A 21,334-nucleotide genomic window follows, 5' to 3' on the forward strand; every position below is an offset into this window, starting at 1 on the left:
CCGTGGCTTACAGCAGGTGGGCGACGCCGGCTTGCTCGTCGGTCAGTTCCTTGAGCGTCTTGTCAATGCGTTCCTGGCTGAAGGCGTCGATGGCGAGGCCGTCGACGACCTTGTACTCGCCGTTTTCGCAGGTGACCGGGAAGCCGAACATCACGTCCTTCGGAATGCCGTACTGGCCGTCCGACGGGATGCCCATCGTGACCCACTTGCCGTTGGTGCCCAGGGCCCAGTCACGCATGTGGTCGATCGCGGCGTTGGCGGCCGAAGCGGCCGACGACAGGCCGCGGGCCTCGATGATGGCGGCGCCGCGCTTGCCGACGGTCGGCAGGAAGGTGTTGGCGTTCCATTCCTGGTCGTTGATCATCTTGGCGACGCTTTCGCCGTTGATGGTGGCGAAGCGGTAGTCGGCGTACATCGTGGGCGAGTGGTTGCCCCAGACGGTGAGCTTCTCGATGTCGGCCACGGCCTTGCCGGTCTTGGCGGCCAGTTGGCTGGCAGCGCGGTTGTGATCCAGGCGCAGCATGGCGGTGAAGTTCTTGCGCGGCAGGTCCGGTGCGCTCTTCATCGCGATGTAGGCGTTGGTGTTGGCCGGGTTGCCGACCACCAGCACCTTGACGTTGCGGCTCGCCACGGCGTTGAGGGCCTTGCCCTGGGCGGTGAAGATGGCGCCGTTGACGGCCAGCAGTTCGGCACGTTCCATGCCCGGGCCGCGCGGACGCGAACCGACCAGCAGCGCGTAGTCGGCGTCCTTGAAGGCGGTCATCGGGTCGCCGTGGGCTTCCATGCCGGCCAGCAGCGGGAAGGCGCAGTCGTCGAGCTCCATCATCACGCCCTTGAGCGCCTTCTGGGCCTTCTCGTCGGGGATCTCGAGCAGTTGCAGGATGACCGGCTGGTCCTTGCCCAGCATTTCGCCGGAGGCGATGCGGAACAGCAGGGCGTAACCGATTTGGCCAGCGGCACCGGTGACGGCAACGCGAACAGGCTTTTTGCTCATGGGAAAACTCCAGGAAAAGATGAAAACGGGGCACGGCCGCGGAGTGCGGCCACGAGGTCGGGCCGGGACCCGAGGCCCGGCCTTTTGGCCGTCTTCGATTTTATGCCGATTTGAGCTTTCGGTGGCGCCTGTCTTATGTCTTATATAAGATGTCGGCCCGAAGCACCTTCGCGGTGCGTCCGCCAAACCCCATGACCACCTCTCCCCTCACTGTCGCCGAGCCCTCCACGCCGTCGTTCAGTCCGCTCTACCAGCAGATCAAATCGCTGATCCTGCAGAGCCTGCATGCCGGCGAATGGAAGCCCGGCGAACCGATCCCGAGCGAAATCGACCTGGCCGCCCGTTTCCGCGTCAGCCAGGGCACGGTGCGCAAGGCGATCGACGAACTGTCGGCCGAAAACCTCGTGGTGCGCCGCCAGGGCAAGGGCACCTTCGTCGCCACCCATGCCGAACAGCATGTGCAGTACCGCTTCCTGAAACTGGTGCCCGACAGCGGCGACGTCGACGCCGAAGGCCCGGCCGAACGCGAGATCGTCGACTGCAAGCGCCAGCGCGCCTCGGCCGACGTCGCCCGCGCGCTGTCCCTGCGCACCGGCGACGCCGTGCTGCAGGTCCGGCGGGTGCTGGCCTACCGCGGCACGCCGACCATCCTCGAGGAGCTCTGGCTGCCCGGAGCCCCGTTCAAGGGCCTGACCGCCGAGCGCCTCACCGCCTGGCACGGGCCCATGTACGCGCTCTTCGAGACCGAATTCGGCGTGCGCATGGTGCGCGCCGAAGAAAAGATCCGCGCCGTGCTGCCCGACGCCTCGCAGGCGGCGCTGCTGGCAGTCGCCACCTCGACGCCGCTGCTGAGCGTGGAGCGGGTCGCCTACACCTACCACGACACGCCGATGGAACTGCGCCGCGGGCTCTATCGCACCGACACGCACCACTATCGAAACGACCTCGGCTGAGTGCGCCGCGGCCGCGCAGCATCCGACCATCGCGGTGCGATGAGCGGGCAGCGAAAGCCGCGGGATGGTGCATTGCAATAGAATTTTGAGTTGTTTGCTTTTCGCCAAAGAACAAGTAGCCCCTCGTAAAACCCGAAAGCCCCCATGACAGAGCTGGCCACCCCACCCCGACAACCGCGTCGGGAGTTTCGCAATATCAACCCCCTCTCCGACCTGACCACCTACCGGTTGCCGCCGGCCGGCATCGTGTCGATCCTGCACCGCATCAGCGGTGCGCTGATGTTCCTTCTGCTGCCCTTCATCATCTGGATGTTCGACACCTCGGTGTCCTCCGAGATTTCCTTCGCCCGCTTCAAGGCCGCATTCAACAGCGGCCTTGGTTTCGTTCCGGGCTGGTTCATCAAGCTCGTGGCGCTGGCACTGATCTGGGCCTACCTGCATCACTTCATCGCCGGCCTGCGCCACCTCTACATGGACGTGAACCATCACGCCGTCGACAAGAAGACGGGCAACAGCACCGCCCTCGCCACCCTCTTCCTGAGCATCCTGCTGACCGTCGTCCTTGGCGCCAAGCTGTTCGGTCTCTACTGATTGCGCGAGGAAACTGAAATGTCTGTGAATTACGGCTCCAAGCGCATCGTCGTCGGTGCGCACTACGGATTGCGCGACTGGCTCAGCCAGCGCATCACCGGCGCCTTGATGGCGCTGTTCACCCTGATCGTGCTGGCGCAGTTGATCTTCACGCGCGGCCCGATCGGCTACGACCTGTGGGCCGGGATCTTCTCCGCCCAGTGGATGAAGGTGCTCACCTTCGTCGTCATCGCCTCGCTGCTCTATCACGTGTGGGTCGGCATGCGCGACGTCTGGATGGACTACGTCCAGCCGGTCGGCATCCGCCTGGTCTGTCAAGTTTTCACCATCGTCTGGCTTGTGGGTTGCGCGGGTTGGGCCATTCAAGTGCTCTGGAGGCTGTAACCCCATGTCATACACAAAAGAACAAATCACCAAGCGCAAGTTCGACGTCGTCATCGTCGGCGCCGGCGGCTCCGGCATGCGCGCCTCGCTGCAACTGGCACGTGCCGGCCTCAACGTGGCCGTGCTCTCCAAGGTGTTCCCGACCCGCTCGCACACCGTCGCAGCCCAGGGCGGCGTCGGCGCCTCGCTCGGCAACATGAGCGAGGACAACTGGCACTATCACTTCTACGACACCATCAAGGGCTCCGACTGGCTCGGCGACCAGGATGCGATCGAGTTCATGTGCCGCGAAGCGCCGAAGGTCGTGTACGAACTCGAACACTTCGGCATGCCCTTCGACCGCAATCCGGACGGCACGATCTACCAGCGTCCCTTCGGCGGCCACACCGCCAACTACGGCGAGAAGCCGGTGCAGCGCGCCTGCGCCGCGGCCGACCGTACCGGCCACGCGATGCTGCACACGCTCTACCAGAAGAACGTCGAGGCCCGCACCCAGTTCTTCGTCGAGTGGATGGCCCTCGACCTGATCCGCGACGCCGAAGGCGACGTGGTCGGCGTCACCGCGCTCGAGATGGAAACCGGCGACCTGCACATCCTGCAGGCCAAGACCGTGCTGCTGGCCACCGGCGGCGCTGGCCGCATCTTCGCGGCCTCGACCAATGCCTTCATCAACACCGGCGACGGCCTCGGCATGGCGGCCCGCTCGGGCATTCCCCTGCAGGACATGGAGTTCTGGCAGTTCCACCCGACCGGCGTCGCCGGCGCCGGCGTGCTGCTGACCGAAGGCTGCCGCGGCGAAGGCGCGATCCTGCTCAACAGCAACGGCGAGCGCTTCATGGAACGCTACGCGCCGACCCTGAAGGACCTCGCGCCGCGCGACTTCGTCTCGCGCTCGATGGACCAGGAAATCAAGGAAGGCCGCGGCTGCGGTCCCAACAAGGACTACGTCCTGCTCAAGCTGGACCACCTGGGCGCCGAGACCATCCACAAGCGCCTGCCCTCGGTGTACGAGATCGGCGTCAACTTCGCCAACGTCGACATCACCAAGGAGCCGATCCCGGTGGTGCCGACCATCCACTACCAGATGGGCGGCATCCCGACCAACATCAACGGCCAGGTCGTGATCCAGAAGGGCGAAGAGAACAGCGCCGTGGTCAACGGCCTCTACGCAGTCGGCGAATGCTCTTGCGTCAGCGTGCACGGCGCCAACCGCCTGGGCACCAACTCGCTGCTCGACCTGCTGGTGTTCGGCCGCGCGGCCGGCAATCACATCGTCGAGTTCAACGACAAGCTGAAGGAACACAAGGACCTCCCGGCCGATGCCGCCGACCGCACGCTGGAGCGCCTGAACCAGCTCGAGGCATCGACCTCGGGCGAATACGCGCAGGACGTGGCCAACGAGATCCGCTCGGTCATGCAGCAGCACGCGGCCGTGTTCCGCAAGCAGGCCTCGATGGACGAAGGCGTCAAGAAGATCGCCGAGGTGCGCAAGCGCGTCTCCGCCGTCACGCTCAAGGACAAGTCGCGCGTCTTCAACACCGCCCGCATCGAAGCCCTCGAAGTCGACAACCTGATCGAAGTCGCACAGGCCACGATGGTGTCTGCCGCCGCCCGCCGCGAATGCCGCGGCGCCCACACGGTGGAAGACTACGAGCGTCCGGCCGACGATCCGGTCGCGCCGCTGGGCCGCGACGACGCCAACTGGATGAAGCACACGCTCTGGTACAGCCAGGACAACCGCCTCTCGTACAAGCCGGTCAAGCTGCAGCCGCTGACGGTCGCCTCCGTGCCGCCGAAGGTCCGGACGTTCTGAAAACCTTGCGGGACAGACCGCAGTGGCGCGAAGCGCCGCAAGCCCTGTCCCCAACCGACTAAAGGTATCCCACGATGAAGCGCACTTTTCAAATCTACCGCTACGACCCGGACAAGGACGCCAAGCCCTACATGCAGACCGTCGAGATCGAACTCGACGGCCACGAGCGCATGCTGCTCGACGCCCTCATGAAGCTCAAGGCGCAGGACCCGACCTTGTCGTTCCGCCGCTCCTGCCGCGAAGGCGTCTGCGGCTCCGACGCGATGAACATCAACGGCAAGAACGGCCTGGCCTGCCTGACCAACATGCTGACGCTCAAGGGCACGATCGTGCTCAAGCCGCTGCCCGGCCTGCCGGTGATCCGCGACCTGATCGTCGACATGACGCAGTTCTTCAAGCAGTACAACTCGATCAAGCCGTACCTGCAGAACGACACCGTGCCGCCCGAGAAGGAGCGCCTGCAGTCGCCCGAGGAGCGCGACGAGCTCAACGGCCTGTACGAGTGCATCCTGTGCGCGAGCTGCTCGACCAGCTGCCCCAGCTTCTGGTGGAACCCCGACAAGTTCGTCGGTCCGGCCGGCCTGCTGCAGGCCTACCGCTTCATCGCCGACAGCCGCGACGAAGCGACCGCCGAGCGCCTGGACAACCTCGAGGACCCGTACCGCCTGTTCCGCTGCCACTCGATCATGAACTGCGTCGACGTCTGCCCGAAGAACCTCAATCCGACCCGGGCGATCGGCAAGATCAAGGAACTGATGGTGCGCCGCGCCATCTAGACCTTGCGAGACCCACGATGCATGCCACCGACAACCCCTCCGAGCCGATCAGCGAGCGCGCGCTGAGCAAGCTCAAGTGGCGCTGCCGGCGCGGCTTGCTTGAGAACGACCTGTTCATTGCCCGCTTTTTCGAACGGCACGAGGCAAGCCTGACCCGCGGGCAGGCACAGGCACTGGAGACATTGATGGACCTGTCGGACAACGACCTGCTCGACCTCCTGCTTGCGCGAAAGGAGCCTGAGCCCGGATGGGCCGGGGCCGAGGTGGTCGAACTGCTGCGCCTGATGCGCAGCGACGGTGCGCAATCCCTAACTTCCTGATCCATTCTTTGAAAGACACTCGAAATGAAAGCATCCGAGAACAAGGCCACTCTGTCGTTCAGCAACGGCGGACAGAACGTTGAGCTGCCGATCTACAAGGGGACCCTCGGCCCCGACGTGATCGACATCCGCAAGCTCTACGCCCAGACGGGCATGTTCACCTACGACCCGGGCTTCATGTCGACGGCCTCGTGCGAATCGGCCATCACCTACATCGATGGCGACAAGGGCGAACTGCTGTACCGCGGCTACCCGATCGAGCAGCTCGCGACCAACTGCGACTTCCTCGAGACCTGCCACCTGCTGCTGTACGGTGAACTGCCCGACGAAGCCAAGAAGACCAACTTCACCAAGCTCGTGACCAACCACACGATGGTCAACGAGCAGATGCAGTTCTTCCTGCGCGGCTTCCGCCGCGACGCGCATCCGATGGCCATCATGACCGGCCTGGTCGGCGCGCTGTCGGCCTTCTATCACGACAGCACGGACATCAACAATCCGAAGCACCGCGAGATCGCCGCGATCCGCCTGATCGCCAAGATGCCGACGCTGGTCGCCATGGCCTACAAGTACACCGTGGGCCAGCCCTACATGTACCCGAAGAACGAACTCAGCTATGCGGGCAACTTCCTGCACATGATGTTCGCGACGCCGTGCGAGGAGTACAAGGTGAGCCCGGTGCTCGAGCGCGCGCTCGACCGCATCTTCATCCTGCACGCCGACCACGAGCAGAACGCATCGACCTCGACCGTGCGCCTGTGCGGCTCGTCGGGCACCAACCCCTTCGCGGCGATCGCGGCCGGCGTGGCCTGCCTCTGGGGCCCGGCCCACGGCGGCGCCAACGAGGCGGCGCTCAACATGCTCTACGACATCCAGAAGGCTGGCGGCGTCGAGAAGATCGGCGAGTTCATCAAGCAGGTCAAGGACAAGAATTCCAACGTCAAGCTGATGGGCTTCGGGCACCGCGTCTACAAGAACTACGACCCGCGCGCCAAGCTGATGCAGGAAACCTGCAAGGAAGTGCTGGGCGAGCTCGGCCTCGAGAACGATCCGCTGTTCAAGCTCGCGATGGCGCTCGAGAAGATCGCCCTGGAAGACGAATACTTCGTCTCGCGCAAGCTCTACCCGAACGTCGACTTCTACTCGGGCATCGTGCAGCGCGCGATCGGCATCCCGGTGCCGCTGTTCACCGCCATCTTCGCGCTGGCGCGCACGGTGGGCTGGATCGCCCAGCTGAACGAGATGATCGGCGACCCCGACTACAAGATCGGCCGCCCGCGCCAGCTCTTCGAAGGCTCGGCCAAGCGCGACGTCAAGCCGATCGCCCAACGCTGATAGCCGTCAGGCCCTCAACCAGGAAAGCTGCCCACGGGCAGCTTTTTTGCGTTTTGGCTGACACGGGCACGCCGGTGGACCGAATAGCTTGGAGTCCTCATCCAAACGAAGGAGTTCCACCATGAAGAAGCTTGCCGCATTGCTCACCGTGATCTTCGCCGTGTCCGTGCCGCTGGCCGGCTGCAACACCATGAAGGGCGCCGGCCAGGACATCCAGAAGGGCGGCCAGAAGATGGAAGACGCCGCGCAGAAGAAGCAGTGATCGAGGGCCGCGGCGCTCATCGCGCCGCGGCACCGAAGCCATCTCCTATCGCGATGGCTTCCCGGCTGAAACTGAGGGAAAATGCGGGTTTCCATCTCTGAACGAGATGCCAAGCCCCGATGACCTCCTCTGAACGCAGTTTCGCCCGCCGCATCGACCTGACGTCGCTGCAGTTGTTCGTGGCCGTCTGCGAACTCGGCAGCATCGGCCGCGCGGCGGAGCGCGAGTTCATCGCGGCGTCGGCCATCAGCAAGCGCCTGTCAGACCTCGAGGCCACGCTCGGCACGCCCCTGCTCTACCGCCATGCGCGCGGCGTCGACCTGACGCCGGCCGGCGAAAGCCTGCTGCACCACGCCCGCTCGGTGCTCTACAGCCTCGAGAAGATGCAGGGCGAACTCAGCGAATACGCCGATGGCGTGCGCGGCCATGTTCGGGTGCACGCCAACATTTCCGCCATCGTCCAGTTCCTGCCCGAGGATCTCGGCGCCTTCACGCGCGAGCACGACGCAATCAAGATCGACCTCGAGGAACACCTGAGCAGCGAGGTGGTGCGGGCCGTCCATGAAGGGGCGGCCGACCTCGGCGTCTGTCATCTGGCCGAGGGCAGCACCGAGCTGCAGAGCCTTCCCTACCGCGACGACGCGCTGGCGCTGATCGTCCCGGCAGGCCATGCCCTGGCCGGCGTGCGCGCCATCGATTTCGTCGACACGCTCGACTGCGACCACGTCGGCCTGCACACCAACAGCTCGATCTACGTCGCGATGCACCAGGCCGCGCTGGCCGCGAACCGCAGCATCCGGCTGCGCATCCACGTGACCGGCCTCGACGCGATGTGCCGCATGATCGAGAACGGGCTCGGCGTCGGCGTCATGCCGCGACGCGCCTTCGAACTGATGCAGGGCGGCATCGGCCGCGGCCTGACCTCCGTGGCGCTGCAGGACGCCTGGGCGGCACGCCAGATCAGGCTCATCGCCCGCGACTTCTCGACCTTGCCGGTCGCCGCCCGCATGCTGGTCAAGCACCTGCACACGCCCGCTGCCGCGACGCCCGCGCAGCTGGCCGCATAAGACAATCACCTCCCCACGAAAGAGACCCATGGCACGCACGCTCTACGACAAACTCTGGGACGAACACGTCGTCCACACCGAGGAAGACGGCACCGCGATCCTCTACATCGATCGCCACCTGGTGCACGAAGTGACCAGCCCGCAAGCCTTCGAAGGCCTGCGCGAGGCCGGCCGCAAGCTGTGGCGCATCAGCTCGGTGGTGGCCACGGCCGACCACAACACGCCGACCACGGGCTGGGAGCGCGGCTACGACGGCATCGCCGACCCGACCAGCAAGGAACAAGTCACGACCCTCGACAGCAACATCAAGGAATTCGGCGCCGCCGCGTTCTTCCCGTTCCTGAGCAAGCGCCAGGGCATCGTGCACGTGATCGGCCCCGAGTCGGGCGCCACCCTGCCCGGCATGACCGTGGTCTGCGGCGATTCGCACACCTCGACGCACGGCGCCTTCGGCGCGCTGGCGCACGGCATCGGCACCAGCGAGGTCGAGCACGTCATGGCCACCCAGACGCTGCTCGGCAAGAAGGCGAAGAACCTGCTCGTGAAGGTCGAGGGCAAGCTGCCGCTCGGCTGCACCGCCAAGGACATCGTGCTGGCGATCATCGGCCGAATCGGCACCGCCGGCGGCACCGGCTACACGATCGAGTTCGCCGGCTCGGCGATCCGCGACCTCAGCATGGAAGGCCGCATGACCGTCTGCAACATGGCGATCGAGGCCGGTGCGCGCGCCGGCCTGGTGGCGGTCGACGAAAAGACCATCGCCTACGTCAAGGGCCGTCCGCTGGCGCCGAACGGCGTCGAATGGGACCAGGCGGTCGCCTACTGGAAGACCCTGCATTCCGACCCCGGCGCGCACTTCGACCTCGTGGTCGAGCTCGACGCCGCGCAGATCAAGCCGCAGGTCACCTGGGGCACCTCGCCCGAGATGGTGGTGCCGGTCGACGGCCGCGTGCCCGATCCCGACAAGGAGAAGGATCCCAACAAGCGCGGCGCGATCGAACGCGCCCTGGTCTACATGGGCCTGGAACCCAACAAGCCCATGAACGACATCTTCATCGACAAGGTATTCATCGGCTCCTGCACCAACAGCCGCATCGAGGACATGCGCGAGGCCGCGGCCGTGGTCAAGAAGCTCGGCCAGAAGGTCGCCAAGAACGTCAAGCTCGCGATGGTCGTGCCGGGCTCCGGCGTGGTGAAGGCGCAGGCCGAGCGCGAAGGGCTCGACCAGATCTTCAAGGCCGCCGGCTTCGAGTGGCGCGAGCCCGGCTGCTCGATGTGCCTGGCGATGAACGCCGACCGCCTCGAGCCGGGCGAGCGCTGCGCCTCGACCAGCAACCGCAACTTCGAAGGCCGCCAGGGCGCGGGCGGGCGCACCCACCTCGTGAGCCCCGCCATGGCCGCGGCCGCCGCGGTGCACGGCCATTTCGTCGATGTCCGACAGTTCTCTTGAAACCTTGCGGGACAGACCAAGAATTGCGAAGCAATTTTGCTCTGTCCTCAACTGAATAGATCAGCATGCAAAAATTCACCGTACACAAGGGCCTCGTGGCACCGATGGACCGCGAGAACGTCGACACCGACGCGATCATCCCGAAGCAGTTCCTGAAATCGATCCGCAAGACCGGCTTCGGCCAGAACCTGTTCGACGCCTGGCGCTACCTCGATCCGGGCGAGCCGGGCCAGGATCCGGCATCGCGCAAGCCGAACTCCGACTTCGTGCTGAACCAGCCACGCTACGCCGGCGCCTCGATCCTGCTGGCGCGCCAGAACTTCGGCTGCGGCTCCTCGCGCGAACATGCGCCCTGGGCGCTCGACCAGTACGGCTTCCGCGCGATCATCGCGCCGAGCTATGCCGACATCTTCTTCAACAACAGCTTCAAGAACGGCCTGCTGCCGATCGTGCTGCCCGAAGCGCAGGTCGCCCAACTGTTCGACCAGACCTTCGCCTTCCCGGGCTACAGCCTGACGATCGACCTCGAGCGCCAGGTGGTCATCAAGCCGGACGGCGGCGAATTCGCCTTCGACGTCCAGGCCTTCCGCAAGTATTGCCTGGTCAACGGACTCGACGACATCGGCCTCACGCTGCGCCACAAGGACGAGATCAAGGCCTTCGAGGCCGCCCGTCTGGCGCAAAAGCCCTGGCTGGCGCACACGATGCTCGACGTCTAAGGATATGGCCCCCACGCTCCCCCACTTCGTGTGGGTCGCTGCCCCCCGAGGGGGCCGCAGGCCGCCTTGGGGCGGCCCGGCGCCGGCCTGAGCCACCACTCATCAACCTCAACTCTCCCTTCCCCATGAAAATCGCAGTCCTCCCCGGTGACGGCATCGGCACCGAAATCGTCGCCGAAGCCATCCGCGTGCTCGAAACGCTCGACCTCAAGTTCGAGATGGAGTCGGCCCTGGTCGGCGGCGCCGCCTACGAGGCCCACGGCCATCCGCTGCCCGAGGCCACCCTCAAGCTGGCGAAGGAAGCCGACGCCGTGCTGTTCGGCGCCGTCGGCGACTGGAAGTACGACAAGCTCGAGCGCTCGCTGCGTCCCGAGCAGGCCATCCTGGGCCTGCGCAAGAACCTCGGCCTGTTCGCCAATTTCCGCCCGGCGATCTGCTACGAGCAGCTGGTCGGCGCCTCCAGCCTCAAGCCCGAGCTGATCTCGGGCCTCGACATCCTCATCATCCGCGAGCTGACCGGCGACATCTACTTCGGCCAGCCGCGCGGCCGCCGCACCGCGGTCGACGGCCACTTCCCGGGCGCCGAGGAAGCCTTCGACACCATGCGCTACTCGCGCCCCGAGGTCGAGCGCATCGCCCACGTCGCCTTCCAGGCGGCCCGCAAGCGCAGCAAGCGCGTGACCAGCGTCGACAAGGCCAACGTGCTGGAGACCTTCCAGTTCTGGAAGGACATCGTGACCGAGGTCGGCAAGGAGTACCCGGACGTCGAACTCGACCACATGTACGTCGACAACGCCGCCATGCAGCTGGTCAAGGCACCGAAGAAGTTCGACGTCGTGGTCACCGGCAACATGTTCGGCGACATCCTCTCGGACGAGGCCGCGATGCTCACCGGCTCGATCGGCATGCTGCCCTCGGCCTCGCTGAACGCCAGCAACCAGGGCCTCTACGAGCCCAGCCACGGCAGCGCGCCCGACATTGCCGGCAAAGGGGTTGCCAATCCTTTGGCTACAATCCTGTCTGCTGCCATGATGCTTCGCTTCTCCCTCAACCAGCCCGAGGCTGCCGACCGGATCGAGTCGGCGGTCCAGTCCGTGCTGGCCCAGGGGCTGCGCACGGCAGACATCTGGTCCGCGGGCACGACCAAGGTCGGCACCCGCGAGATGGGCGACGCCGTGGTGGCTGCCATCACCAAAAAGACGATTACCGGCTAAACCAGCCCGCTTCGTCACGCCCTCCCCGGCTCTGACGAGCCGGGCGCAAAGAGAAGTTTTTTCTTTTTTCACAAGGGCAAATTGAAATGGCGAACGCAAATCAACCTCTGGTCGGCCTGGTGGGCTGGCGCGGCATGGTCGGCTCGGTCCTGATGGACCGGATGCAGGCCGAAGGCGACTTCGGGCTCATCGAGCCGGTCTTCTTCTCGACCTCCAACGCCGGCGGCAAGGCCCCGGCGATGGCCAAGAACGAGACCACGCTCAAGGACGCCCACGACATCGCCGCGCTCCAGAAGTGCGACATCGTCATCACCGCCCAGGGCGGCGACTACACGACCGAGGTGTTCCCCAAGCTGCGCGCCGCCGGCTGGAAGGGCCACTGGATCGACGCCGCGTCCACGCTGCGCATGAACGACGACGCGATCATCGTGCTCGATCCGGTCAACCTGCCCGTGATCCAGAATGCGCTCGCCAAGGGCGGCAAGAACTGGATCGGCGGCAACTGCACCGTCAGCTGCATGCTGATGGGCGTCGGCGCGCTCTACAAGGCCGGCCTGGTCGAGTGGATGACCAGCATGACCTACCAGGCCGCTTCGGGCGGCGGCGCCCAGCACATGCGCGAGCTGCTGACCCAGTTCGGCACGATCAACGCCGAGGTGCGCTCGCTGCTCGACGACCCGAAGTCGGCCATCCTCGAGATCGACCGCAAGGTGCTGGCCAAGCAGCAGTCGCTGAGCGCCGCCGAAACGGCCAATTTCGGCGCCCCGCTGGGCGGCAGCCTGATCCCCTGGATCGACAAGGACCTGGGCGACGGCATGAGCAAGGAAGAATGGAAGGGCGGCGCCGAGACCAACAAGATCCTCGGCCAGGGCGCGCAGTTCGGCACCGCGGCGACGCCGGTCGACGGCTTCTGCGTGCGCATCGGCGCAATGCGCTGCCACAGCCAGGCGCTGACCTTCAAGCTCAAGAAGGACGTGCCCGTGGCCGACATCGAGGCGCTGATCGCCGCCGACAACGAATGGGTCAAGGTGGTGCCGAACACCCGCGAGGCGACCGTCAAGGACCTGACGCCGGTGGCGGTCACCGGCACCATGTCGATCCCGGTCGGCCGCGTGCGCAAGCTCGCCATGGGCCCGGAGTATGTCGGCGCCTTCACGATCGGCGACCAGCTGCTGTGGGGTGCGGCCGAGCCGCTGCGCCGCATGCTGCGTATCCTGCTGGAGGCCTGAACCGGCTGGCGGGCACCCCCGGGTGCCCGCGCCGTTGCTCAACAGCAACGGCAAATGCATGACGAAGTTTGCACGCACTGGGTAGATAAGGCCTGTCGCCTTGTCAGTGCAGGGTGTTGATGTTAACGTCCCCTTACACTTTTGGGCCGAGCTGCCCCTACCAGCATGACACGACAACCGTTGCCTGCGGCCCGCCTTTCGGCCACCCCCTCGAGTTCGACGATCCCTGGCCGCAGTCAGCTCACGCTGGTCAGTGCGGCGGTGGTCCTGGCTCTGGGCGGATTCGCCGCCGACGCCAACGCGCTCGCGCTCGGACGTCTCAACGTGCAGTCGGCGCTGGGCGAACCGCTGCGTGCCGAAATCGAGGTCACCGAGATCACGGCCGCCGAAGCCGACAGCCTGAAGGTGAACATCGCCTCGGCCGATGCCTTCCGGGCGGCCGGCGTTCCGTACAACGCGGCCCTGTCGGACGTCCGGGTCGGCGTCCAGAAGCGCCCTGACGGCCGCTATGTCGTGCGCCTCAGCAGCAACCGCCTGCTGAGCGAACCCTTCGTCGACCTGCTGCTCGAGGCCAACTGGGGGTCCGGGCGCATCGTTCGCGACTACACGGTCCTGCTCGATCCGCCGACCAGCCGCCAGGCCGCTGCCCCCATCGCTCCGACCGCACCGCAGATCTCGGCGCCAGCCCCGCAGCGCGTCACGCCTGCCGTGGTGCAGGCGCCCCCGGCCCGGCGCGAGCGCCCGGTCGCGGCCGCACCCGCCGCCCCTGTTGCCCCCGTCGAGAGCACGGTGCGCACCGGCAACGGCGAACAGCAGGTCAAGGTCCAGCCGGGCGACACCGCAGGCAAGATCGCGGCCGCCTACAAGCCGGCCGAGGTCTCGCTCGACCAGATGCTCGTGGCCCTGCTGCGCGCCAATCCGAACGCCTTCATCGGCGGCAACGTGAACCGGATCAAGGCCGGTGCCGTGCTCGAAGTGCCCGGCGCGCCCCAGGCCGAGGCCGTTCCTGCAGCCGAAGCCCGCCGCACCGTGACCGCGCAGAGCCAGGACTTCGGCGAGTACCGCCGCCGCCTGGCAGACAACGCACCGACCACGCGGGTGGCCGATGCCGATCGCCAGACCTCCGGCAAGCTGCAGGCGAACGTCGAAGACCGCAACGCGGCCAACGCCTCCAGCGACAAGCTCAAGATCTCCCAGGGCATCGCCCCGGGGCGCCCGACCGAAGAGCAGATCGCCCAGGCGCGCCAGGCACAGGCCAGCAATGCGCGGGTCGCCGAGCTGTCCAAGAACATCTCGGAACTGAACAAGCTCCAGGCCGCCAGCGGCGCGGCGCCGACGGCGGCCGGTCCGGCCCCGGCGGCCGTCGCGGCTGCGCCAGCGGCTGCCGCCAGCCCTGCCCCGGCTGCCACCGCTGCGGCGGCTCCGGCGCCTGCGGCTGCAGCCCCGGCGGCAGCTGCCGCTCCAGCAGCTCCCGCAACGCCTGCGGCCTCGACGCCTCCTGCCGCGGTCGCGACCACGGCCGCTCCCGCCACGCCGGCAGTTGCTGCCGCCGACACCGCCGCCGCAGCGACCACGCCCGCCGCAGCCGCCTCCGCCCCGGCCGCCGCGCCCGCCGTGACCCCGCCTGCAGCGGCTGCCAAGCCCGTCGCCAAGGCGCCGCCCCCGCCGCCGCCCCAGCAGAGCTTCTTCTCCGAGCTGCTCGACAACCCGCTGATGGCCGGTGCAGCCGCGCTGATCGCCCTGCTCATCGGATTCCTGCTCTACCGCGTGCTCGGCCGCAAGCGCCGCGACGCCGGCGACAGCGTGTTCATCGAAAGCCGGATTCCCAAGGACTCCTTCTTCGGCGCCAGCGGCGGCGAGTCGGTGGACACCAAGAATCGCGGCAATTCCGTGGTGTCCTCGCTGTCCTATTCGCCCAGCCAGCTGGACGCCGGCGACGTCGATCCGGTGGCCGAGGCCGATGTCTACCTGGCCTACGGCCGCGACCTCCAGGCCGAGGAGATCCTGCGCGAGGCGCTGCGCGTCAATCCGGAACGCACCGCGATCCACCTCAAGCTGCTCGAGATCCATGCCAAGCGCCGCGATCTGCGCGCCTACGAGGCCCTCGCAGCCGACGTCCACAAGCTGACCGGCGGCACCGGCAGCGACTGGAACCGCGTGGTCGAACTCGGCAAGGATCTCGATCCGGGCAATCCGCTCTACGAAACCGGCAGCCGCGGCGGCGTGTCCGCTGCCGAGGCCGCCGCCTTCGCCGGTACCCTCGCCGCGGCGAGCGCCCCTGCACCCCTCGCCCCGTCGCCGGCACCGGTCGTCGCCGAAGCCCCGCCGCCGGCCTTCGTGCCTTCGGTGGCGCCCCTGGATTTCGACCTCGACCTGAACGCACCGCCGGCCGTGACCGCGCCGGCACCCGTCACGGCCAGCCTGCCGCCGGCACCGGCACCGGTGCCAAAACCCTTCCAGACGACCGTCGATGAACTGCCGAGCACGGTCACCGCACCGCTCAACGGCCACGCCCGGCCGGCCAGCCAAGCCCCGAGCCGCCTCGACCTCGAGAACGACTTCGACACCGCCCCCGGCGCCCTCGAGCCGCTCGCGCGTTCCGAGTCGCAACCCGACGAGGAGCGCACCCAGCCCGCGCCGCTGCGCGCCGGCCTGCCCGCCGACTCCGGCTTCATCGAATTCGACATGAGCTCGCTGGCCGGCCTGTCGAACCGCACCCCGCCCGACACCGAGCGCGGCCGCCTCGAGGCGATCGACGACAGCAGCGAAAGCCCGCACGCGATCAAGCTGTCGCTGGCACGCGAACTGAAGGCGCTCGGCGACGTCGAGGGCGCCCGTTCGCTGGTCGAGGAAGTGGCCGCGGAAAGCGCCGGCGACATCAAGGCCGAAGCCAAGCAACTGCTCGGCCAGCTGCGCTGAGCGGCCATGCGGCCGCCGATTCCGCTGTGAGGCTGGCCCTCGGCATCCGCTACAACGGCCAGGCCTACCAGGGCTGGCAAAGCCAGCTCTCGGGCCTCACGGTTCAAGACAAGCTCGAGGCGGCGCTGAGCCAGTTCGCCGCGCAGCCGATCTCGACCTTGTGCGCCGGCCGGACCGACACCGGCGTCCACGGCCTGATGCAGGTGGTGCACTTCGACACTTCGGTCGAGCGCCTGCCGATCTCCTGGGTCCGCGGCACCAATCGCTTCCTGCCCCCCGACATCGCAGTGCAGTGGGCGCAGCCCGTGCCCGACCAGTTCCATTGCCGCGCCAGCGCCCTCACCCGCCGCTACCTCTACGTGCTGTCGCAGTCGCCGGTGCGCCCCAGCCTCGATGCGGGGCGCGTCGGCTGGTCGATGCATGCGCTCGACGGCGATGCGATGCGCAGCGCCGCCGCCGTGCTGGTGGGACAGCACGATTTCAGCTCCTTCCGCGCCTCGGCCTGCCAGGCCCGCTCGCCGGTCAAGGACCTGCGCCGCATCGAGATCACGCGCCACGGCGAGGGCGAGCGCTGCCGCTGGCATTTCGAGTTCGAGGCCGATGCCTTCCTGCACCACATGATCCGCAACATCATGGGCTGCCTGGTGCGCATCGGCCACGGCGACGCGGCGCCCGAATGGATGGCCGAGGTGCTGGCGGCGCGCAGCCGGGTGGTGGCGGCGCCGACCTTCTCGCCGGCCGGGCTCTACTTCCTGGGGCCGCTGTACGACGCCGGCTGGGGCTTGCCGCCGGAGGCGACGCTGCAGGCCGCGCGCGCTGCGTATGATGGCCCGCCATGACAGTTCCGCTCCCGCACGCGCGCACCCGCATCAAGATCTGCGGCCTGACGCGCGAGACCGACGTTGATGCCGCGGTCGAAGCCGGCGCCGACGCGATCGGCTTCGTGCTCTATCCCGCCAGCCCGCGCGCGGTGACGGCCGAGCGCGCCGCCGAACTGGCCGGCCGGCTGCCGCCCTTCGTGACGCCGGTGCTGCTGTTCGTCAACGAAGGCGTGCCGGCCACCCTCGCTGCGCTGGCGGAAGTGAGCGGCGCCATGGCCCAGTTCCACGGCGACGAGACCCCCGAACAGTGCTGGGAGGCCAGTGGGCGCGGTGCCCATCGCTTCATGCGCGCGGCCCGCATTCCGCTCGGCGCCGCCGGAGCGGCCTTCGACCTCGTAAAATACGCGTCCGATTACTCCCGCGCCCACGCCATCCTGCTCGACGCCCATGTCGAGGCCTATGGCGGCGGCGGCAAGGCATTCGATTGGTCACTTCTTCCACCCGCCGTCGACGCTCACCTCGTCTTGAGTGGTGGGCTCGCACCTGCAAACGTGGGCGATGGCATTCGCCAGCTGCGGACACGCTGCAAATCGCTGTCCGTTGACGTGAGTTCGGGCGTCGAGGCCGCCAAGGGCCTGAAAGACGCCGCCAAGATTCACGCATTCGTGGCCGCCGTGCGTGCGGCCGATGCCCTTTCCTGACTGGCGCCCCGCTTCGATCCGCGGGCGCCGGCCCAACGAAGCGAGACCATGCAAACCTACCAGCAACCCGACGCCAGCGGCCATTTCGGCATCTACGGCGGCACCTTCGCCAGCGAGACGCTGACCCACGCGATCAGCGAACTGCGCGACGCCTACGCCCGCTACAAGGACGACCCGGAATTCCTCGCCGAATTCCACTCCGAGCTGGCCCATTTCGTCGGCCGCCCGTCCCCGATCTACCACGCGGCGCGCACCAGCCGCGAGATCGGCGGCGCCCAGATCTACCTGAAGCGCGAGGACCTGAACCACACCGGCGCCCACAAGGTCAACAACACGATCGGCCAGGCCATGCTCGCCAAGCGCATGGGCAAGCCGCGCGTGATCGCCGAGACCGGCGCCGGCCAGCATGGCGTGGCCACGGCCACCATCTGCGCCCGCTACGGCCTCGAATGCGTGGTCTACATGGGCAGCCAGGACGTCAAGCGCCAGAGCCCGAACGTCTACCGCATGAACCTGCTCGGCGCCACCGTGGTGCCGGTCGAATCGGGCAGCAAGACCCTGAAGGACGCGCTCAACGAAGCCATGCGCGACTGGGTCACCAATGTCGAGAACACCTTCTACATCATCGGCACGGTGGCCGGCCCGCACCCCTACCCGATGATGGTGCGCGATTTCCAGAGCGTGATCGGCACCGAGTGCATCGCGCAGATGCCGGCGATGCTGGCGGCGCAGGGCATCACGGGCGAGGCCGAAGGCTGCCAGCCCGACGTGGTCGTGGCCTGCGTCGGCGGAGGCAGCAACGCGATGGGCATCTTCCACCCGTACATCCCGTTCGAGCGCACGCGGCTGATCGGCGTCGAGGCGGCCGGCGAAGGCCTGGACAGCGGCAAGCATTCGGCCTCGATCCTGCGCGGCAGCCCGGGCGTGCTGCACGGCAACCGCACCTACCTGCTGCAGAACGACGACGGCCAGGTGACCGAGACCCACAGCATCAGCGCCGGACTCGACTATCCCGGCGTCGGCCCCGAGCACGCCTACCTGGCGGACATCGGCCGCGCCGAGTACGTCGGCATCACCGACGCCGAGGCGCTGGAGGCCTTTCACTACCTGTGCCGCACCGAAGGCATCATCCCGGCGCTCGAATCTAGCCACGCCTTCGCCTACGCGATGAAGCTGGCGAAGACGATGCGACCGGACCAGTCGATCCTGGTCAACCTCTCGGGCCGCGGCGACAAGGACATCGGCACCGTGGCCGACCTGTCGGGGGTCGATTTCTATGACCGGCCGTCGATGCGCGGCCTGCAGGTGAAGGGAGGCAAGCAATGAGCCGCATCGCCGCCACCTTCGACGCCCTGCACAAACAGGGCCGCAAGGCATTGATTCCCTATGTGACGGCCGGCTTCCCCTACGCCGACATCACGCCCGCCCTGATGCACGGCATGGTCGCCGCCGGTGCCGACGTGATCGAGCTCGGTGTGCCGTTTTCCGACCCGATGGCCGACGGCCCGGTGATCCAGCAGGCCGGCGAGGCCGCGCTGGCGCTGGGCGTCGGCATGAAGCAGGTGCTGGCCATGGTGGCCACCTTCCGCGAGCAGGACCAGGCCACGCCGGTGGTGCTGATGGGCTACGCCAACCCGGTCGAGCGCTATGACGGCGTGCACGGCAAGGGTGCCTTCATCCGCGACGCTGCGGCCGCCGGCGTCGACGGCCTGCTGGTGGTCGACTATCCGCCCGAGGAATGCGAGGACTTCGCCGCCGCCCTGCAGGCGCACGGCATCGACCTGATCTTCCTGCTGGCGCCGACCAGCACCGACGAGCGCATGGCCCAGGTCGGACGCATCGCCACCGGCTACGTCTACTACGTCTCGCTGAAGGGCGTGACCGGTGCCGGCCACCTCGACACCGACGCGGTCGGCCGCATGATCCCGCGCATCCGGCAGCATGTGGGCGTGCCGGTCGGCGTCGGCTTCGGCATCCGCGATGCCCGCACCGCGCAGGCGGTCGGCGCCGCCGCGGACGCGGTCGTGATCGGCACCCGCATCATCCAGCTGATCGACGGCCAGCCGCGCGACGCCGTGGTCCCGCTGGTGGGCGAATTCCTGGCTGGAATCCGCGTGGCGCTCGACGCACTGCCGTCGGCGACGCCCCGAAACGCGGCTGGCGGATAATGCAGCCCCAAAAGGAGCACCATGAGCTGGCTTGAAAAACTGCTTCCCCCCAAGATCACGCCGTCCGACCCGAGCGAGCGGCGCCAGATGCCCGAGGGCCTCTGGATCAAGTGCCCGAGCTGCGAAACCGTGCTCTACAAGACCGATCTCGAGCACAACCAGAACGTCTGCCCGAGCTGCGGCCACCACCATCGCATCGGCGCCCGGGCGCGGCTCGACGCCTTCCTCGATCCCGAAGGCCGCTACGAGATCGGCCAGGAAGTGCTGCCGGTCGACGCCCTGAAGTTCAAGGACAGCCGCAAGTACCCCGAGCGGCTCAAGGAAGCCCTCGAGAACACCGGCGAGACCGACGCCCTGGTCGTGATCGGCGGCTCGGTGCACAGCATCAACCTGGTGGTCGCCTGCTTCGAATTCGACTTCATGGGCGGCAGCATGGGCAGCGTGGTCGGCGAGCGCTTCGTGCGCGGCGTCGAGACCGCCATCGAGCAGAAGGTGCCCTTCGTCTGCTTCACCGCCACCGGTGGCGCGCGGATGCAGGAAGGCCTGCTGTCGCTGATGCAGATGGCCAAGACCAATGCGGCACTTACCCGACTGGCCAAGAAGGGCCTGCCCTACATCAGCGTGCTGACCGACCCCACGATGGGTGGTGTGAGCGCCGGCTTCGCCTTCGTCGGCGACGTCGTGATCGCCGAGCCCAAGGCGCTGATCGGTTTCGCCGGCCCGCGCGTGATCGAGTCGACCGTCCGCGTGACCCTGCCCGAAGGCTTCCAGCGCGCCGAGTTCCTGCAGTCCAAGGGCGCGATCGACTTCATCTGCGACCGCCGCGAACTGCGCAAGACCGTGGCCAGCACCCTGGCCATGCTGTTGCGCCAGCCCGCCGACGCGGTGGATTAGGCTCGCCCCCCAGGTTGCCCGGCACTTCGTGTCCGGGCGCCCACCCCCCTACCGGGGGGCAACACCAGCGGCCTGGCAGAGCCAGTTCCGCGGTGTTTCACGAATGGGCCTGGCTGCGCCGGCCGCCAGCATCAGCCGAGGGTGAAAGCTGTCTGCATCAGGTTGCCGAGGACGATGGCGACCACCTGCAGGAGCACGATCGCGGCCAGTACCGACAGGTCGACGCCGCCGACCAGCGGAATGAAGCGACGCAGCGGGCGCACCAGCGGTTCGGCCAGGCGTGCGATCAAATCGTGCAGCATCGACGACGCATTCGGCACCCACGACAGCACGGCGTGCACGATCAGCAGCGCGGTCAGGCCCGACACCGCGAGTTGCAGCAGTCCGACCAGCGACACCAGCGGCAACGCGGCCCAGCGCACGGCCCCGCCGACCAGCAGCCACAGCAACAGGAACTTGGCCAGCACCAGCAGCCATGCGGCCACCGCGCTGGCCAGGTCCCAGCGCTTCACCGACGGGATCACGCGGCGCAGCGGCAGCACGATCCAGTCGCTGACCGCGAACACGAAGCGCCCCAGCGGATTGCCGAAAGGCACCCGGTGGTATTGCATGTAGAGACGCAGCAGGCAAGCGCCGCCCAGGAGGCCGACGATCACGTCGAGCAGGAACGAGGGGATCTGATAGAACATGGCGCTTGGTCGTGAAGGAATGCGATGATAGCCAC

21 protein-coding genes are annotated in these 21,334 nt (G+C 67.4%); 19 read left to right on the forward strand and 2 right to left on the reverse strand.

Annotation, left to right across the window (positions count from 1 at the left end; all coding sequences use genetic code 11):
- Positions 1 to 7: 7 nt before the first annotated feature.
- Positions 8 to 994: a malate dehydrogenase gene (locus tag QTI45_RS13230; protein ID WP_286368413.1), complete on the reverse strand. Its 987-nt coding sequence runs from the start codon at positions 992 to 994 to the stop codon at positions 8 to 10.
- Positions 995 to 1,185: 191 nt separating this feature from the next.
- Between QTI45_RS13230 and QTI45_RS13235 the strand changes: the two genes are divergently transcribed.
- The 19 genes from QTI45_RS13235 (at position 1,186) to accD (ending at position 20,610) form a co-directional block, all read left to right on the forward strand.
- Positions 1,186 to 1,947, forward strand: a complete 762-nt coding sequence (locus tag QTI45_RS13235; RefSeq protein ID WP_286654690.1) for a GntR family transcriptional regulator — start codon at positions 1,186 to 1,188, stop codon at positions 1,945 to 1,947.
- Positions 1,948 to 2,091: 144 nt separating this feature from the next.
- Positions 2,092 to 2,538, forward strand: coding sequence for a succinate dehydrogenase, cytochrome b556 subunit (gene sdhC, locus QTI45_RS13240; protein ID WP_286368411.1), 447 nt, complete (start codon positions 2,092 to 2,094; stop codon positions 2,536 to 2,538).
- A gap of 18 nt (positions 2,539 to 2,556) precedes the next feature.
- Positions 2,557 to 2,922 carry a succinate dehydrogenase, hydrophobic membrane anchor protein gene (sdhD, locus tag QTI45_RS13245; RefSeq protein ID WP_286368410.1) on the forward strand — a complete coding sequence of 122 codons (366 nt, stop codon included), beginning with the start codon at positions 2,557 to 2,559 and terminating at the stop codon, positions 2,920 to 2,922.
- Positions 2,923 to 2,926: 4 nt separating this feature from the next.
- On the forward strand, positions 2,927 to 4,735 hold the full coding sequence (gene sdhA / locus QTI45_RS13250; protein WP_286654691.1) for a succinate dehydrogenase flavoprotein subunit: 1,809 nt from the start codon (positions 2,927 to 2,929) through the stop codon (positions 4,733 to 4,735).
- Positions 4,736 to 4,809: 74 nt separating this feature from the next.
- Positions 4,810 to 5,511, forward strand: a complete 702-nt coding sequence (locus QTI45_RS13255; RefSeq protein ID WP_286526827.1) for a succinate dehydrogenase iron-sulfur subunit — start codon at positions 4,810 to 4,812, stop codon at positions 5,509 to 5,511.
- Between the two features lie 17 nt (positions 5,512 to 5,528).
- Positions 5,529 to 5,831 (forward strand): FAD assembly factor SdhE, encoded by a 303-nt coding sequence (locus QTI45_RS13260; RefSeq protein ID WP_286368407.1) that lies wholly within the window; start codon positions 5,529 to 5,531, stop codon positions 5,829 to 5,831.
- A 24-nt stretch (positions 5,832 to 5,855) separates the two neighbouring features.
- On the forward strand, positions 5,856 to 7,166 hold the full coding sequence (gltA, locus tag QTI45_RS13265) for a citrate synthase (protein WP_286368406.1): 1,311 nt from the start codon (positions 5,856 to 5,858) through the stop codon (positions 7,164 to 7,166).
- A 121-nt stretch (positions 7,167 to 7,287) separates the two neighbouring features.
- Positions 7,288 to 7,428 carry an entericidin A/B family lipoprotein gene (locus QTI45_RS13270; protein ID WP_286368405.1) on the forward strand — a complete coding sequence of 47 codons (141 nt, stop codon included), beginning with the start codon at positions 7,288 to 7,290 and terminating at the stop codon, positions 7,426 to 7,428.
- A gap of 119 nt (positions 7,429 to 7,547) precedes the next feature.
- On the forward strand, positions 7,548 to 8,495 hold the full coding sequence (locus tag QTI45_RS13275; protein ID WP_286654692.1) for a LysR family transcriptional regulator: 948 nt from the start codon (positions 7,548 to 7,550) through the stop codon (positions 8,493 to 8,495).
- A 28-nt stretch (positions 8,496 to 8,523) separates the two neighbouring features.
- Entirely contained in the window at positions 8,524 to 9,945 is a 1,422-nt protein-coding gene (leuC, locus tag QTI45_RS13280; RefSeq protein WP_286654693.1) for a 3-isopropylmalate dehydratase large subunit, read from the forward strand.
- A 65-nt stretch (positions 9,946 to 10,010) separates the two neighbouring features.
- Complete coding sequence (gene leuD, locus QTI45_RS13285) at positions 10,011 to 10,664, forward strand: 3-isopropylmalate dehydratase small subunit (protein WP_286654694.1); 654 nt, start codon at positions 10,011 to 10,013, stop codon at positions 10,662 to 10,664.
- A 125-nt stretch (positions 10,665 to 10,789) separates the two neighbouring features.
- A complete protein-coding gene (leuB, locus tag QTI45_RS13290) occupies positions 10,790 to 11,878 on the forward strand; it encodes a 3-isopropylmalate dehydrogenase (protein ID WP_286368401.1) in 1,089 nt (362 codons plus the stop codon).
- 86 nt (positions 11,879 to 11,964) lie between these two features.
- Positions 11,965 to 13,107 carry an aspartate-semialdehyde dehydrogenase gene (asd, locus tag QTI45_RS13295; protein ID WP_286368400.1) on the forward strand — a complete coding sequence of 381 codons (1,143 nt, stop codon included), beginning with the start codon at positions 11,965 to 11,967 and terminating at the stop codon, positions 13,105 to 13,107.
- 165 nt (positions 13,108 to 13,272) lie between these two features.
- Positions 13,273 to 16,026: a FimV/HubP family polar landmark protein gene (locus QTI45_RS13300; RefSeq protein WP_286368399.1), complete on the forward strand. Its 2,754-nt coding sequence runs from the start codon at positions 13,273 to 13,275 to the stop codon at positions 16,024 to 16,026.
- A gap of 26 nt (positions 16,027 to 16,052) precedes the next feature.
- Positions 16,053 to 16,865 carry a tRNA pseudouridine(38-40) synthase TruA gene (gene truA / locus QTI45_RS13305; RefSeq protein ID WP_286368398.1) on the forward strand — a complete coding sequence of 271 codons (813 nt, stop codon included), beginning with the start codon at positions 16,053 to 16,055 and terminating at the stop codon, positions 16,863 to 16,865.
- Positions 16,862 to 17,548, forward strand: coding sequence for a phosphoribosylanthranilate isomerase (locus QTI45_RS13310; RefSeq protein WP_286368397.1), 687 nt, complete (start codon positions 16,862 to 16,864; stop codon positions 17,546 to 17,548). Before truA ends, QTI45_RS13310 begins: the two co-directional genes overlap by 4 nt.
- A gap of 48 nt (positions 17,549 to 17,596) precedes the next feature.
- A complete protein-coding gene (gene trpB, locus QTI45_RS13315; protein WP_286368396.1) occupies positions 17,597 to 18,874 on the forward strand; it encodes a tryptophan synthase subunit beta in 1,278 nt (425 codons plus the stop codon).
- Positions 18,871 to 19,716 (forward strand): tryptophan synthase subunit alpha, encoded by an 846-nt coding sequence (gene trpA, locus QTI45_RS13320; protein ID WP_286368395.1) that lies wholly within the window; start codon positions 18,871 to 18,873, stop codon positions 19,714 to 19,716. Before trpB ends, trpA begins: the two co-directional genes overlap by 4 nt.
- A 21-nt stretch (positions 19,717 to 19,737) precedes the next feature.
- Positions 19,738 to 20,610, forward strand: a complete 873-nt coding sequence (gene accD, locus QTI45_RS13325; protein ID WP_286368394.1) for an acetyl-CoA carboxylase, carboxyltransferase subunit beta — start codon at positions 19,738 to 19,740, stop codon at positions 20,608 to 20,610.
- Between the two features lie 131 nt (positions 20,611 to 20,741).
- Here accD and QTI45_RS13330 read toward each other — a convergent pair whose 3' ends face one another.
- On the reverse strand, positions 20,742 to 21,299 hold the full coding sequence (locus tag QTI45_RS13330; RefSeq protein ID WP_286368393.1) for a YggT family protein: 558 nt from the start codon (positions 21,297 to 21,299) through the stop codon (positions 20,742 to 20,744).
- Positions 21,300 to 21,334: the final 35 nt, after the last annotated feature.

The organism is Variovorax saccharolyticus, assembly GCF_030316765.1.
In the GTDB taxonomy this organism is placed as follows: domain Bacteria; phylum Pseudomonadota; class Gammaproteobacteria; order Burkholderiales; family Burkholderiaceae_C; genus Variovorax; species Variovorax saccharolyticus.